17 protein-coding genes are annotated in these 13983 nt (G+C 40.0%); all 17 read right to left on the bottom strand.

The window, feature by feature from the left end:
* Nucleotides 1-39: 39 nt before the first annotated feature.
* Nucleotides 40-981, bottom strand: coding sequence for a peptidylprolyl isomerase PrsA (gene prsA / locus QM450_RS00095; RefSeq protein WP_414319306.1), 942 nt, complete (start codon nucleotides 979-981; stop codon nucleotides 40-42).
* Between the two features lie 73 nt (nucleotides 982-1054).
* Nucleotides 1055-1768: an O-methyltransferase gene (locus QM450_RS00100; RefSeq protein ID WP_414319307.1), complete on the bottom strand. Its 714-nt coding sequence runs from the start codon at nucleotides 1766-1768 to the stop codon at nucleotides 1055-1057.
* A 5-nt stretch (nucleotides 1769-1773) separates the two neighbouring features.
* Nucleotides 1774-3576 carry an oligoendopeptidase F gene (gene pepF / locus QM450_RS00105; protein ID WP_414319308.1) on the bottom strand — a complete coding sequence of 601 codons (1803 nt, stop codon included), beginning with the start codon at nucleotides 3574-3576 and terminating at the stop codon, nucleotides 1774-1776.
* An 18-nt stretch (nucleotides 3577-3594) separates the two neighbouring features.
* Entirely contained in the window at nucleotides 3595-4551 is a 957-nt protein-coding gene (locus QM450_RS00110; RefSeq protein WP_414319309.1) for a competence protein CoiA, read from the bottom strand.
* A gap of 77 nt (nucleotides 4552-4628) precedes the next feature.
* Nucleotides 4629-5006 (bottom strand): type II toxin-antitoxin system HicB family antitoxin, encoded by a 378-nt coding sequence (locus tag QM450_RS00115; RefSeq protein WP_414319310.1) that lies wholly within the window; start codon nucleotides 5004-5006, stop codon nucleotides 4629-4631.
* Between the two features lie 27 nt (nucleotides 5007-5033).
* A complete protein-coding gene (locus QM450_RS00120; RefSeq protein ID WP_414319311.1) occupies nucleotides 5034-5222 on the bottom strand; it encodes a type II toxin-antitoxin system HicA family toxin in 189 nt (62 codons plus the stop codon).
* Nucleotides 5223-5341: 119 nt separating this feature from the next.
* Complete coding sequence (tehB, locus tag QM450_RS00125; RefSeq protein WP_414319312.1) at nucleotides 5342-6202, bottom strand: SAM-dependent methyltransferase TehB; 861 nt, start codon at nucleotides 6200-6202, stop codon at nucleotides 5342-5344.
* Between the two features lie 14 nt (nucleotides 6203-6216).
* Nucleotides 6217-6684, bottom strand: a complete 468-nt coding sequence (smpB, locus tag QM450_RS00130) for an SsrA-binding protein SmpB (protein WP_001051741.1) — start codon at nucleotides 6682-6684, stop codon at nucleotides 6217-6219.
* Nucleotides 6647-9001, bottom strand: coding sequence for a ribonuclease R (gene rnr, locus QM450_RS00135; RefSeq protein ID WP_414319313.1), 2355 nt, complete (start codon nucleotides 8999-9001; stop codon nucleotides 6647-6649). Before rnr ends, smpB begins: the two co-directional genes overlap by 38 nt.
* A 98-nt stretch (nucleotides 9002-9099) precedes the next feature.
* Nucleotides 9100-9333 (bottom strand): preprotein translocase subunit SecG, encoded by a 234-nt coding sequence (secG, locus tag QM450_RS00140; RefSeq protein ID WP_000282514.1) that lies wholly within the window; start codon nucleotides 9331-9333, stop codon nucleotides 9100-9102.
* Nucleotides 9334-9372: 39 nt separating this feature from the next.
* Nucleotides 9373-9522, bottom strand: coding sequence for a 50S ribosomal protein L33 (rpmG, locus tag QM450_RS00145; protein WP_001809104.1), 150 nt, complete (start codon nucleotides 9520-9522; stop codon nucleotides 9373-9375).
* Complete coding sequence (locus QM450_RS00150) at nucleotides 9522-10721, bottom strand: multidrug efflux MFS transporter (RefSeq protein ID WP_414319314.1); 1200 nt, start codon at nucleotides 10719-10721, stop codon at nucleotides 9522-9524. The genes rpmG and QM450_RS00150 overlap by 1 nt, the downstream gene beginning before the upstream one ends.
* Nucleotides 10708-11313, bottom strand: a complete 606-nt coding sequence (coaE, locus tag QM450_RS00155) for a dephospho-CoA kinase (RefSeq protein WP_414319315.1) — start codon at nucleotides 11311-11313, stop codon at nucleotides 10708-10710. Before coaE ends, QM450_RS00150 begins: the two co-directional genes overlap by 14 nt.
* Nucleotides 11313-12137, bottom strand: a complete 825-nt coding sequence (gene mutM, locus QM450_RS00160) for a DNA-formamidopyrimidine glycosylase (protein ID WP_414319316.1) — start codon at nucleotides 12135-12137, stop codon at nucleotides 11313-11315. The genes coaE and mutM overlap by 1 nt, the downstream gene beginning before the upstream one ends.
* 48 nt (nucleotides 12138-12185) lie before the next feature.
* The gene (era, locus tag QM450_RS00165; protein WP_075231656.1) at nucleotides 12186-13085 is read right to left on the bottom strand and encodes a GTPase Era; all 900 of its coding nucleotides are present in this window, start codon (nucleotides 13083-13085) and stop codon (nucleotides 12186-12188) included.
* A 16-nt stretch (nucleotides 13086-13101) separates the two neighbouring features.
* Entirely contained in the window at nucleotides 13102-13497 is a 396-nt protein-coding gene (locus QM450_RS00170; protein ID WP_000378151.1) for a diacylglycerol kinase family protein, read from the bottom strand.
* Complete coding sequence (ybeY, locus tag QM450_RS00175) at nucleotides 13478-13975, bottom strand: rRNA maturation RNase YbeY (RefSeq protein ID WP_000275150.1); 498 nt, start codon at nucleotides 13973-13975, stop codon at nucleotides 13478-13480. Before ybeY ends, QM450_RS00170 begins: the two co-directional genes overlap by 20 nt.
* Nucleotides 13976-13983: the final 8 nt, after the last annotated feature.

The raw sequence follows: 13983 nt of genomic DNA on the forward strand, positions 1-13983 counted from the left end.
TATCTACTTTCTAAAAAAGAAAGATAGATAGTTTTTTTATTAGTTTGAGGCGCTACTGCTACTGTCAGTAGTTGCTTCACCCTTGATGTACTGAGTAAAGATATTTTGGAAAGTTTGGTCTTTGACTTTGATGTTGGCATCTGTCAATTCTTTACCGATAACACCTTGAACAAAGGTAGCATCATTTTGTTTTTGAGTTAAAATAATTGTTTTGAGTTTTTCTTTATAATCTTCTAGATTTGAAGATTTTTCTGACTTCTTAGTTAGTTTCACAATGTAGAAACTACTTGTATAGGCTTGTGTTCCTGGTGCAGTGATGACATCTGAAATACCATCAACATCAAGTGCAAAGGCTGATTTCTTAACGGCATCTGGCAATTCTGTAGAGGCAGAATCAAAGGTGATCTCACCACCATTTTCCTTTGTTTTTTCGTCTGTTGAGTTGTCTTTTGCAAGTTGTGCAAAGTCAGCACCTGACTCTTTTGCCTTGGCAAGAATTTCCTTAGCTTTTTCTTCACTATCAAGTTTAATAATTTGAGCAGTTACTTCTGGAGTATACTCTTCGAAAGCTTTTTTGTAGTTTTCATCTGTTAATTCAGCTTCTGCAGCCTTCTTCACTGCAAACTCAACTAATTTACTTGTTCGGATTTGAGCCTTACGACTTTCAGCAGTCATACCTGAACGAGCTAGAACTGTTTGATAGCTATCACCATATTTCTTTTGTTCTTCTGCAACGGCATCATCTACTTCTTTATCACTAACTTCTGAACCGTACTGTTTTTCAAAAACTTTTTGAATGGTCATGTTAAGCAAGACTTGTTGAGCAGTTGGATTATTTTTAACTTCTTCGTAGAATTGATGTTCTGTAATCACATCACCCTTCATACTGATCAAGTCTGCTCCTTGAGAGCTATTGGAACAAGCAGCCAAAGTAGCTACTGACAACAATGTGATGGCTCCTGCCATTAGTTTTTTCTTCATGTTTACTCCTTTTGTTCACTAAATAAAGGTTTACCTTATCTATTTTACCAAATTGTCTTAAAAATATCTGAAATCAATCAATATCAGGCAGTTCTACTTCTGCTTGATTCTTTCTTAGCATGAGAATCCCATCTCCAAGAGGAACCAAGCTAGCGGTTAAGCCAGGATTGTCTAAGGTTGCATCAAATAATCTTTGCAAGCCACGATAAATCGTCCGTTGTCCACGTCGGACTTCCATAATATCCCTCGCAATATCTCCTCCTTGGAAAATATCATCCAAGACAACGACTCCACCTACTTCGAGGTGTTTGAGGATTTCTGGTAGAAAGACGATGTACTTGGATTTAGCAGAATCCATAAATACAAAATCATAGGTCTCTGTTAAGGTCGAAAGGACATCTACCGCATCACCTTCTAAGAGAGTGATTTGTTTGCGGCTATCAAATTTTGCAAAATTCTCCTTGGCAAAACCAATCATTTCAGGATTTCGGTCAATAGTGGTAATTTTTGACTTAGGTGAATGCTCTGCCATTAAAAGTGCTGAAAATCCAATAGCCGTCCCGATTTCTAAAATGTTTTTTGGTTGAATGGTTTCCATAAGGAAACGAAAATAAGCGACAGTTTCATGAGGAATGATGGGAATATTTTCCTTACGAGCGAACTTCTCTAATTCCTTAAGTGAGCCAGTCACTTGCTTTTGTCTGTGACGCATGAACTCAACAATATCATGCTTGACAACAGGACGACGCATATTGTGATTGGCATTTTTGCTATAAGACTTTACCATCTGCCTTATGCCAATCCTAATTTTTCAACAAGAGCTTCAAACTCATCTAAACGACGTTCAAAGACAGCAAAGGCATCGTTGAGGTAGTCTTCCTTCTCCATATCAACGCCTGCTTTTCTCATGACATTAAGTGGATAGTCTGACTTCCCTGCTTTGAGATAATCGATATAGCGATCACGATCTTCTTGGCTGCCATGAACAATCTTTTCAGCCAAGGCTGAAGCTGCTGCAAAGCCTGTTGAATATTGATACACATAGTAGTTGTAGTAGAAATGTGGAATACGGGCCCATTCATATTGAATTTCAGGATTGTCTTCTTTACTCAAACCATAGTAAGCTTCATTCAAGTCGGCATAAAGCTCATTTAAGAATTCACTAGTCAAGACTTCACCATTTTGGTCAGCTTGGTGGATGGCATGCTCAAATTCAGCAAACTGAGTTTGACGGAAGACTGTACCACGGAAGCCATCTAGGAAGTTGTTTAAGATTGCAAAGCGAGTTGCATCATCTTGAACTTCCTCCAATAATTTCTCAGTCAAGATATTTTCATTAGTTGTTGAAGCAATTTCTGCTAAGAAAATTGAATAGTCTCCATAAACATATGGCTGGGTTTCACGAGTATAGCTAGAGTGCATACTGTGACCAGTTTCATGGACAAGGGTAAAGAGATTATCTAGATTGTCCTGCCAGTTAAGAAGCATGAAGGCATTTGTATCGTATGATCCACCTGAATATGCACCTGAACGCTTGCCTTGGTTTTCATACACATCTATCCAACGTTCGCTGAAGGCACGTTTAACTCGGCTCAAGTAATCCTCACCAAGAACTGCCAAAGCTTCTTCTGCCTTCTTCAAGGCTTCCTCGTAAGTAAAGCTGTAGTCTACTGAAGACAATGGTGTATAGACATCGTACATCTTGAGGTCAGGAATACCCAAGATTTTTGAACGTAGTGCAAGATAACGATGCAAAAGTGGCAAGTGTTTGCGAACTGCTGACACTAGATTGTCATAGACACTTTCTGGTACAAAGTTAGCCGCAAGAGCAGCCTGACGAGCACTCTCATAATTGCGCACTTTAGCACGGTAGTTTTGAACTTTTACATTTGTCTGCAATGTCTTAGCATAGGTGTGCTGGAACTGCTCGTAAGTAGCATAAAGTGCTTCATAGGCACAACGACGTACTTCACGATTTTTTGATTCCATCAAACGTATGTAAGTTCCGTGAGAGAGTTGCACTTCATTGTCTTCGTCATCCAAAACGTAAGGGAAAGTAAGGTCAGCATTGTCTAGGATAGCAAAGGTTTCACTTGCCGATCCAAAGATTTCACTGGCTCCTGCAAGCAATTCTTCTTCTCGCTGTGAAAGAACATGATCTTGCTTTTGTAAGAGCTGATCAAAAAAGTGTTTATAGAGCTCAAGTTTAGGTTCAGCAGCCAAGAAAGCAGTCATTTGTTCCTCAGTAATCTTCATAAACTCTGGCTCGTAGAAAGAAAGAGCTTGATCCAGCTGGCTATAAAGCGTCATAGCCTTAGCATAGTATTCTTGATATTTAGCTTCGCGCGTGTCTTGGTCATTTTTCATGTGCGCATAGACATAAAGCTTCTCCAACTGGCGCTCTAACTCTAGAGAACGTTCAGTAATTTCAAGCAAGCTCTGAGCACTGTCTAAAAGATGACCTGCATATTGATCAACTGTTTCAACTTCCTCTGACAGTTGGTTGAGGGCATCTTCCCAAGCCTGATCAGTAGCAAAGATCGTTGATAGATCCCATTTGTCTTTTTCATTTATTTCATTTCGTTGTAATACCATAAGATTCCTCCATCCTTTCTATTTTACCACATTTTTTAAGAAATATTGCTGATAAAAAGCTGGGGGATAGAGCTTTTGTGTGTCAGTTTTGGGATTTTGTTGATAATAAGCCTGAAAATTGTCGTAATAACCCTGCAAATCTATAGTTATCTGGCAAAATCGACCATTTTCTATAGGCCTTACTTGGGGAAACCAATCTTGAACATCCAAATTCAGTAGATTCTTTCCCTGAGCATAAGCCTCCCCCTGTTTCCTCATCCAGTAAGGATTTTTATAATAGAGTTGTTGGCGAATATAGTCGCAAATTGTTTCATCTTGTGCTACATCCATACTTGCTATTCTTTGCTTCTGATAGGGAAGTCGTAAAATCTCTATGAGATTGCCTTGCCCATAAGGGAACTCCCTTATTAGATAATAAAGATTCCCCTTCAAATCTTGATGGATCATGTATTTCAAGCGAAGTATGTCCCTTTGCTGATCTAATTCCCATAGATGAAAGCCCATATTTTGACTAAAGGAAAGCAGGTCTCTTTGGAGGTGAGTCAAACGTTCCTTTAACCAAAGTTTTTGACCTACTAGCCAAAGTACTTGAATTCCCAACCTTCGATAACCATTGCTTCTCTCCCGTAAAAGTTCACAAGAAATGGGACTACACTGAATTTCTAGAGCTATTTTCTTATTGATAAAGATATCTGCGATTTGCTTCAGTTCAGGTATGGGATATTCCATTTCAACTTCATCATTCTCCTTAGCCCAATAAAATAAACGTTTCTTGTTTTCCAGATGCTCTGGTCCTTCATTTTCATGGAAAAAATCACATTTTTTGAGACTTTCATGAGCGAAATGTGCACGCACATTTTTTCCTTTTCTCATGCGAACACTTGTTCCACAAGCTGGACAATAATAAACTTGTTTGACTAGTTCATCCTCCAAGGCATTGACTAGGCTCCCTTTTTCATCTCTAGCTAAAAACATAAAACCTCCTTTTCTACTTTATTCGAAAAGGATAAGAAAAAGGCTGAGCTATTCCCAACCTTCATCATTTTATGAGTTTAAAGCTGCAAGCGACTTTCAAGAGCTTGTGTCAACAATTCAGAATAGTTCACTTTCTCACGATCTGCAAGTCTGACTAGCCACTCTGGAACCGTAACATTTTTTCGAATCGCCTTATTATTCTTTACGAAAGGCACGGGATTGACCTGAATCAAAGTCACAAATCCATCAGGAGCTTTCAACTTAGAAATGTCACTAGGAGTAGGCAAAGCCAGTCCTTCATCAATATAAGAAGCTAAAACACTCTCAAGCATTTCCCGAGCATTTTTCATTGCAAGTTCAAGCGTTTCTCCTTCAGTCCCACCTCCAAATTCCGGAAATTCAACCCAGTATCCAGTGCCTTCTCTATGAAAAATAGCAGGATAAGATTTTAGCATAATACACCTCCACAATTTCCAAATCAACTACAATCCCAAATCTTTTACTATTTTTCTCTCTAAACCTCTTCCTAAATCCTCATTACCGTGAACTGGAATAGTGACAAGATAGGGAACTCCTTCTTTCTTAAAATGATGATGACTTCCTCTCTTACGAACTTCAATCCATCCATTTGCAAGAGCTAATTTTACCATTTCCTTACCTGTGATTGGCATTTATGGTCACCTTTCTAGCTAAAATTATACTTATAATGCGTATTTTTGTCAATTCTTCTATCTTATCTATTCGTAAAAAAAGAAAAAAGATCAGGAAAATTCCTAATCTTCATGTGTGTTTATTTGATTTTCTTAGCTAGCATGGTCGCAAAGCGTAGTTGGATACGATTGCCATTTTCGTCACGACGGTGCAAATGACCAGGATTTTCATTGTACTTCACTAACTCCCAATCCTTGTAGTAATTGGCTAACTCACCCTCTTTGAGGGTAAATGGGAAATTAACAGAACATGGATAATCCTCTGTATCCATAGCACAAACAATCAAATTATAGCCACCAATAGAGGTTTGTTCCTGCATGTTTTGGATAATAGCTGGAATACGATCTGCTTGTAAAAACATGAGCACAACTGTCGATACGATAAAATCGTAGGTTTGGCCAATGCTAGCTGAATTGATATCGTAGAGACCGACAGGCATTTCTAAATCTTCTTGCTCAACGATGCTTTGCAAAATTTCAAGGGATAGCTCATTTTGGTCCACTGCTGTGACATCAAATCCATGTTGAGCAAGAAAGAGCGCGTTTCTTCCTTGACCACATCCTAGGTCTAGTGCCTTACATGGCTTGACCGTCTGCATAGCTTCTAAAACCTCCGAATGGACTGGATTGGTATTGTATTTCTTTGGGAAATAATCCTCTGGTTTACAATAAAATTCCAGATACCATTCTACATCATCTGTGGCAGCTTCCACTCTGTGCCAAGCTTGAGGTTGCGCCATAGGATTATCAGCACCTGCTTCAAAGAGGTGCTCAGCTATAACTTCCCCCTCTTCAGTTAATTCAATAAATTTAAGGGTTCCTTTTAATACAGTGATTTTGCCCCAGGTTCCAACCTTAGTATTGTGTTTTCTTTGAACAGCTTCTGGCATGGTGTCTTTATTCCAGACAGGCATGCGTTTATAGGCAACTAGTTTTTCCATTTACTTCACTCTTTCTATCGATGGTTAACTGCTTTCATAACACGCGCGATATCGCGATCTTGCTCACGACGTTTGATAGACTCCCGTTTGTCATAGTCGTGCTTCCCTTTTGCAAGCCCTAAAAGAAGCTTGGCATATCCATCTTTGATGTAGACTTTAAGTGGAACCAGAGTCATCCCTGTTCCTTTTGTTTCCTGCTCTAACTTCTGGATTTGCTTTTTATGAAGGAGAAGTTTACGACGACGTTCTGGCTCCTGATTCCAGATATTGCCTTCCTCATAAGGAGCGATATGGACGTTGCTCAGCCAAACTTCCCCATTCTTAACCTGAGCAAACCCATCTTTCAGATTGATGCGGGCTGCTCGAACACTCTTGATTTCTGTACCAGTTAGAACCATTCCTGCTTCTAGCGTATCTACGATAGTATAGTCGTGGTGCGCTTTTTTATTTTGCGCGACGACCTTTCCCTCGCCCTTTGCCATGCTTAGCTCCTTTCTTTGCTACTTCTTTGTAAAAAAGTTTCTTGCTTTTTTTCTTTTTGTCCTTCGAAGAATGCTTACGCTTATCATTTGAGCGGCTAGTTTTTCTCTTGTCTTCTTTCTTATCCGAACGACGACTTGAACCACGCCCTCTGTCATTTCGACTAGACTCTTTCAAGCCTTTTTCAATCACATCAAATTCACTTGGAATGTAAGAGAAGTCAATTTCGCCCGTCATCTTGTCCGCTCTTTCAACCCGAATGCGAATCTGCTGACCTACACGGAAGGTTGTACCCGATTTTTCTCCACGAAGGGTCAAATCACGCTCATTGAAATGATAAAATTCAGGTAAATTAGTAATGTGAATCAAGCCCTCAACTGTATTTGGCAATTCAACAAAAAGACCAAATTTAACGATACTTGAAACGACTGCATCATACTCTTCGCCCACAAATGCTTCCATATACTCAGCTTTTTTCATGGCTTCAACTTCACGCTCTGCCTCGATGGCACGGCGCTCACGATTGGATGATTGAGTCGCAATCTCTGGAATGACCTGTTCAAAATGTTCTGCTATTTCCTTGGAACGTCCATAGTCACGAATCATTCGGTGAACCAAGAGGTCCGGATAACGGCGAATCGGACTGGTAAAGTGGGTATAATATTCCGCTGCTAGGCCATAGTGACCATGATTATGCTCAGAATAACGAGCCTGTTGCATAGAACGCAGAAGCATCATAGAGAGAACATCCGCATAAGGCTCACCTTCAACAGCACTCATGATGTCTTGAAGAGCTTCCTGACTAATCTCACTGGCAGTACCATAAATTCTCAAACCAAAACTAGAAGCGTAATCAATAAACTTCTGAACTTTTTCAGCTTTAGGTTCCTCATGGATACGATAGATGAAAGGTAAATCAAGCTTGCTGAAATGCTCAGCAACCGTTTCGTTAGCCATCAACATAAAGGACTCAATCATACGTTCAGCTGTCCCACGATGACGAAGAACAATATCTACTGGTTTCCCTTGCTTGTCAACTAAGATTTTAGCTTCATTGGTATCAAAATTAAGAGCTCCACGCTTAATCCGCATACCTTCAAGAATTTCATGAAGCTTGGCCATGAGTTCAATACTAGGAACAATTTTCTTATACTCTTGTCTCTTCTCCTCGTCACCAGCTAAAATATCATTGACAGCACTATAGGTCATACGGAAACTTGTTTTGATAACTGTCTGCGTAATAGTATAATTACGAACCCGACCATGTTTATCAATTTCCATGATAGCTGATTGGGTCAAACGATCTACTTGAGGATTGAGGGAACAGATGCCATTTGAAAGGCGTTCTGGTAGCATTGGAACTACACGATCTGTCACATAGACAGAAGTCGCACGATTAAGGGCTTCCTTATCAAGAGCAGAACCTTCCTTTACATAATAAGAAACATCCGCGATATGAACTCCAAGTTCAAAATTTCCATTCTTCAAGGGCTTGATGTGAACTGCGTCGTCCAAGTCCTTAGCATCTGCTCCATCTATGGTAAATGTAATTTCATCTCTCAGGTCCAGACGGCCTTCCAGGTCTTTTTGGGATGGAGCATCAGGTACACTTTCCGCTTCTTTAAGAACAGCCTCTGGAAATTCTGAGACAATATCCATAGACTCTAGGACTTCAAGAACATCAATCCCTGCATCTGTTGAATGTCCCACAACATCTAAAACACTCGCCACAAAGAAATCGTGTTTCTTACTTGGGTACTTATCGATAAAGACCTTGAGAACTTCTGTGCCTTCCAATTGAATAGCTGGTTTTTTAACGTAGATCGGTTGACTAATTTTTTGATTTTTTGAACGGATATAGCCCGCATACTTGGGCTTTTCCTCATCAAGAACGATTTGCCCAACAACTGTCGTTAGACTGTGCTCTAGGATGTCGATAATCTTTGCTTCTGCGGCGGTTCCTTTGTTACGGTCAGCAACTTTCTTAATGACAACTTCAACAGTATCGCCATCAATGGCATAGTTAACATCACTTTTCCCAACAAAAAGATCGTCTTCTTCGCCTTCAAGACTTACAAAACCAAAGCCATTTTTATGGGCATGAAAAGTTCCTTTAAGAGTAATCTCGTGTTTCTTCTTTTGGTTCAAGGTGAGACTACCATCTTCTTCAAAGCGAATTTGGTGCTTTCTCTCCATCAGTGAAAGAGTTTTGATTAACTCACGGAAGTCCTTGGAACCATCCTTTCCAAGAACTTGAGCCAAGTCATTGACTGTGACTCGCCCCTTCTCTTGTAAATATTCTTTTATTTTATCTTTCATGTTTACTTTCTAGATTTATAATAATTTCTTTTTGGTGTAAAACCTTATTTCTTTTAAAAATAAAAATAGGCAAAGACCTAGTCCCGCCCATTATTTTCTTATCTACTTGATAATACCGTCAATGCTAAGGCAATGGCTAGCCAGAAAAAGACTAAAATTCCTGTCAAACGTTGCATCACAGCTTCAAAACCGCGCGCTTTGCTACGTTCAAACAAATCACCTGCACTGGCATCAAATACATTGCTAGATTGGTTTTTAGTTGGTTGCATGAAAATTGCAATCACAATCACAACAGATAATACTAATAGAATGGTTAATAATAGGTTATACATATCAAACTCCTTAAAATCCCTATTATTCTACCATAATTTCTACTTAGATTCAAGATGTAGAGTCACTTTTCTTTCTTTTGGGCAATACTTTAAGACCTCAATCTTGTCTGGATGGGTTTTGGAGTTCTTACTGGTTAGATAATTGATGCTACCACAAGAGGAGCATTTGAGATTGATTTTTACTCGCACTAGATTTCCTTCACTTTTAATAATGTTTTAAATTGGATAAGGTTAAATAAACAACTGATAGCTACACAAAGAGCTGTTGCATAAAATACTGAGTGATAGCCAAATTGTCCCGCTACTGCTGATCCTGCTAAGGGACCTATCACTCCTCCTAGATAAAAAAAGACTTGATTAAAGGCAAATACCCTTGAAATGCCAACTTTAGGGGTCATTTTGCTTAGAAGAGCATTGACACCAGGTATCAGAGCTCCCGTCCCCAAACCAAATAGAAAACGATAGAAGCCTAATTGGAATGGGCTAGTCGCATTTGCACATAATAGATATATGAAAACTGAATATACCTGAGCTACGACAAGTAGTCGATGATTGCCCACTTTATCACCTAATTTACCCATGATGCCTGCGCTCATCATACTTGAAAATCCCATGCTGGATACAATCAAACCAGAGACAAAGAGGAGATTCTCTTTCTGTCCCAGATCTCGTACATACAGGGCAAGGATAGGACCGATAGATTGGGCAGCAAATTGAATCACAAAGCTAGTTAGAAATAAATTTATCAGGAGAAAAGGATATTTAACAGAAGCAAAGAGCTCTTTTGTAGGGAGTGCTTTTTCTTTCGGCACAGGTTGAAAGTCCTCTTTGATAAAAAGAATGGTTAAGATAGCTGCCAAAAACAAGAAACCGCCAACCAATAAAAAGACATTCCGAATGCCAAAAATTTCGGCAATGAAACCACCGACAAAGGGACCAGTCAAAGTTCCAGCGACAACACCAGTTGATAAAGTCCCTAGAGCGTATCCCGACCTATCTTTGGGGACTTGACTTGCAATTAAAGCTGTCGCATTGGGTACAAATCCTGTAAAAACACCATTAAGAAAGCGTAAGAACAAGAGCCAGAAAACGTTTGGAACAAAGGCCAGACCACCCATAGTAATAGTCATGGCTAGCCCTGCACGAATCATCATGGGTTTTCGACCATACTTGTCTGCTAAGATACCCCAAATTGGTGATACAACGGCTGCAGAAATGGCTGAGACTGATATAGCTAACCCTGAATAAAAGGCAACTTGATCTCCTTCAATTCCTAACTGTTCGACAAAAATAGGCATGAAAGGAACAACGAGAGAAATGCTGGCTCCTGTTAAAAAGCAACCAAACCAAGCAATACGAAGATTATCCTTCCAACTAATCTTTTGCATGGGCATCGCCTCCTTCAAGCAAGGTCACTACTTGACTCAAAAGCTGCTCTCGACTGTCATTATTGTCTAATATATAAGTAGCAAATTTCTTCTTTTCTTCTAAAGGCCACTGTGAAGCTAAACGAGTTTCAGCTGACTCTTTGGATAGCTGATCCCTTTTCATTAAACGTTCCACTTGGACATCTCGGTCCACATAGACCAACCAAGTCTCATCAAACCAAGAGACGTAGTCCTGCTCAAAAAGTAGGGGAATATCCATGAAGAAAATCTCTTCTGTCTGAGCCAATTGGTCTCTTAATGTAGCTAGTTCCTCACGGATAATCTCTCCTTGAGTTATCCTAGACCATTCCCGTTCCTCAGGATTTGAAAAGATAAGACTAGCTAGGAGAGGGCGATTGAGTTCTCCATTTTCTAAGATAATTTTTTGACCAAAGTGCTGGACTAGAGCCTGAAACAGACGACCACCAGGTTTCTGTAGTTGGTGGACGACTGCGTCGGCATCCACTACTTGAAAGCCTTGCTTTCTTAGAAAATTTGTCACAGTTGACTTACCAGAGGCAATTCCCCCAGTGATTCCAATGATTTTTCCCATCAGCCCCTCCTTTGGCACTGAGGACAAAAATGAGTTCCTCGTCCGCCTAGTTGGATTTTCTCAATCACAGTGCCACAACGTGAACATTCTTGACCAGCCTTGTCATAGACTTGATGAAAATCCTGCATGGTTCCATCTTCCCCAAAGGCATTGGTATATGTTCGAATGGTGGAACCACCTTTTTCAACAGCCTGCCCCAAAACTTCAATGGTTTGATCATGGACTTTTCTAGCCTCTTGGGCGCTTAAACTTTTAGAAGTTCTAGAAGGATGAACTTTCGCTCTCCAGAGAACTTCATCCACGTAGATATTTCCCAATCCAGCAACCAAAGTCTGATCGAGAAGATGCGATTTGATAGGTTTTTTAGATTTCTTCAAGGCACCTATAAAAATCTCTAAGTCAAAATCCTCTTCAGTAGGTTCTGATCCAAGCTTTTTAGATACAAAGTAAGCATCTAAGAGTTCAGGAGCAAGCAATTCCATAGTTCCAAACTTGCGTACATCTTCATAAACTAAAGTGCCACCGTCTTCGAACTGGAAGAAAACATGGGCATGCTTACGTTCAGGAACCTGGTCTGGATAGTAAAAATACTTCCCTTCCATCCGTAGATGAGAAATCAAGACCTTGTCTGTTAGATAGAAAAGTAAATACTTGCCACGGCGCCCCATCGATTGAATCTCTTGACCAGGCACTTCCTTTTGAAATTGATCCAAATCTGTCTTAATCATCTTGGGATAGCGAATTTCTACACTCGAAATCTTCTTACCCAGAAGCAATTTTTCCAAACCACGACGAACCGTTTCAACTTCTGGTAATTCAGGCATAACTCCTCCTTCTCTAAAAACAAGAAGCAGGCTACTGCCCACCTCTTCTTAATATTCTTTTTCGTTATAGCCAAAGTCAGCCAAATCTAGCTTCTTATCTCGCCAGTTTTTCTTAACCTTGACCCAAGTTTCTAGGAAAACTTTGTCCCCTAGCATAAGCTCGATATCACGACGGGCCATAGTCCCAATTTTCTTGAGCATGGCACCACCTTTACCGATGACAATCCCTTTTTGGCTGTCACGTTCAACCATGATAGTTGCTCGGATATGAACCTTGTCTGTATCCTCGTCTCGTTTCATAGAGTCCACCACTACTGCAACTGAGTGTGGAATTTCTTCACGAGTTAGGTGCAAGACCTTTTCACGAATCATCTCAGAAACCAAGAAACGCTCTGGATGGTCTGTGATTTGATCGGCTGGAAAATATTGGAAACCTTCTTCAAGGTTTTCACTGAGAATGTCGATTAGACGTGAAACATTATTTCCCTGAAGAGCTGAAATAGGAACAATTTCCTTAAAGTCCATCTGATTACGGAAATCATCGATTTGAGCCAAAAGTTGATCAGGGTGTACCTTATCAATTTTGTTGACCACAAGAATAACCGGAACCTTAGCAGCCTTGAGTCGTTCGATAATCATATCGTCGCCCTTCCCACGTGGTTCATCAGCAGGAACCATAAAAAGAACAGTATCTACTTCACGAAGGGTGCTATAGGCAGACTCCACCATGAAGTCTCCAAGAGCCGTTTTTGGTTTGTGAATTCCCGGCGTATCAATAAAGACAATTTGTTCCTTATCAGTGGTGTAAATCCCCATGATTTTATTGCGCGTTGTCTGCGCCTTATCACTCATGATAGCAATCTTTTGCCCCATAACATGATTCAAAAAAGTTGACTTCCCTACATTTGGTCGCCCTAAAATGGCTACAAAGCCTGATTTAAATGTCATAATTTCCTCTTACTGTTTAAAATAATAAATCCCAAATCCGTGGGAGAAAGATGAGTGCACCTGTCAAAGCGGCAAAAAGAGAAACCACAAGCACGGCACCAGCTGCCATGTCTTTAGCTTTCTTTGCCAACATAGAAAAGTGATAGTGACTAGCCAAATCTACTACATTTTCAATAGCTGAATTAATAATCTCAAAAGCTACTACCATGAAAATGCTTAAAAGTAGAAATAACCATTCGATTCGTGACACCTGAAAAACAAAACCTGCAAGGACAACTATTAGAGCCGTCACTGCATGCTTTCTCATATTACGTTCTTCCTTAATCGCAGTAAAAATCCCTGTAATGGCAAATTCTAAACTGGAGATTAGGTCACGATTTTTCCATTTTCGTTTATTGTCTTGTGAGTCCATAGGCTGTCAAAATTTCTTCTTGTAAACCGAACATCTCCGCTTCTTCCTCGGGAGTGTAGTGATCATAGCCGTTAATGTGTAAAAAGCCGTGCACTGCCAAGAAGCCCATTTCACGTTCAAAACTATGACCGTACTCCTCAGCTTGCTCATGTGCCTTATCAATGGAAATGAAAAGCTCACCGATATAAGCATCAAATTCTGACATCATATCTGCCAAGTCGGGATCATTTTCCAGATCTTCCTCATCAAAGGCAATCTCTAACTCCGGCTTATATTCAAGACTGATAACATCTGTTGGACGATCGGTATCACGAAACTCTAGATTGAGTTCATGGCTTCGTTCGTTGGTCACAAATGTGACCGCCATTTCCTTGTCTTCTTTTCCAATTTTTTTTGCAGCAAATTCTAAAATTTCCTGTGTTTGTTCTAAAATTTCTTTTGAAACTTGTCCAGTTTCATCTACCATTTCAATATACATGTGCTTCT

The sequence above is a fragment of the Streptococcus infantis genome (assembly GCF_047464615.1).
Lineage (GTDB): Bacteria > Bacillota > Bacilli > Lactobacillales > Streptococcaceae > Streptococcus > Streptococcus infantis_Y.

What these genes read in the sequence shown, in the direction of transcription:
- coaE (WP_414319315.1), bottom strand. Translation starts at nt 11,313, where the DNA reads ATGGGAAAAATCATTGGAATCACTGGGGGAATTGCCTCTGGTAAGTCA.
- rnr (WP_414319313.1), bottom strand. Translation starts at nt 9,001, where the DNA reads ATGAAAGATAAAATAAAAGAATATTTACAAGAGAAGGGGCGAGTCACA.
- pepF (WP_414319308.1), bottom strand. Translation starts at nt 3,576, where the DNA reads ATGGTATTACAACGAAATGAAATAAATGAAAAAGACAAATGGGATCTA.
- era (WP_075231656.1), bottom strand. Translation starts at nt 13,085, where the DNA reads ATGACATTTAAATCAGGCTTTGTAGCCATTTTAGGGCGACCAAATGTA.
- prsA (WP_414319306.1), bottom strand. Translation starts at nt 981, where the DNA reads ATGAAGAAAAAACTAATGGCAGGAGCCATCACATTGTTGTCAGTAGCT.
- QM450_RS00150 (WP_414319314.1), bottom strand. Translation starts at nt 10,721, where the DNA reads ATGCAAAAGATTAGTTGGAAGGATAATCTTCGTATTGCTTGGTTTGGT.
- QM450_RS00170 (WP_000378151.1), bottom strand. Translation starts at nt 13,497, where the DNA reads ATGGACTCACAAGACAATAAACGAAAATGGAAAAATCGTGACCTAATC.
- secG (WP_000282514.1), bottom strand. Translation starts at nt 9,333, where the DNA reads ATGTATAACCTATTATTAACCATTCTATTAGTATTATCTGTTGTGATT.
- QM450_RS00120 (WP_414319311.1), bottom strand. Translation starts at nt 5,222, where the DNA reads ATGCCAATCACAGGTAAGGAAATGGTAAAATTAGCTCTTGCAAATGGA.
- QM450_RS00115 (WP_414319310.1), bottom strand. Translation starts at nt 5,006, where the DNA reads ATGCTAAAATCTTATCCTGCTATTTTTCATAGAGAAGGCACTGGATAC.
- QM450_RS00100 (WP_414319307.1), bottom strand. Translation starts at nt 1,768, where the DNA reads ATGGTAAAGTCTTATAGCAAAAATGCCAATCACAATATGCGTCGTCCT.
- ybeY (WP_000275150.1), bottom strand. Translation starts at nt 13,975, where the DNA reads ATGTATATTGAAATGGTAGATGAAACTGGACAAGTTTCAAAAGAAATT.
- smpB (WP_001051741.1), bottom strand. Translation starts at nt 6,684, where the DNA reads ATGGCAAAGGGCGAGGGAAAGGTCGTCGCGCAAAATAAAAAAGCGCAC.
- QM450_RS00110 (WP_414319309.1), bottom strand. Translation starts at nt 4,551, where the DNA reads ATGTTTTTAGCTAGAGATGAAAAAGGGAGCCTAGTCAATGCCTTGGAG.
- tehB (WP_414319312.1), bottom strand. Translation starts at nt 6,202, where the DNA reads ATGGAAAAACTAGTTGCCTATAAACGCATGCCTGTCTGGAATAAAGAC.
- mutM (WP_414319316.1), bottom strand. Translation starts at nt 12,137, where the DNA reads ATGCCTGAATTACCAGAAGTTGAAACGGTTCGTCGTGGTTTGGAAAAA.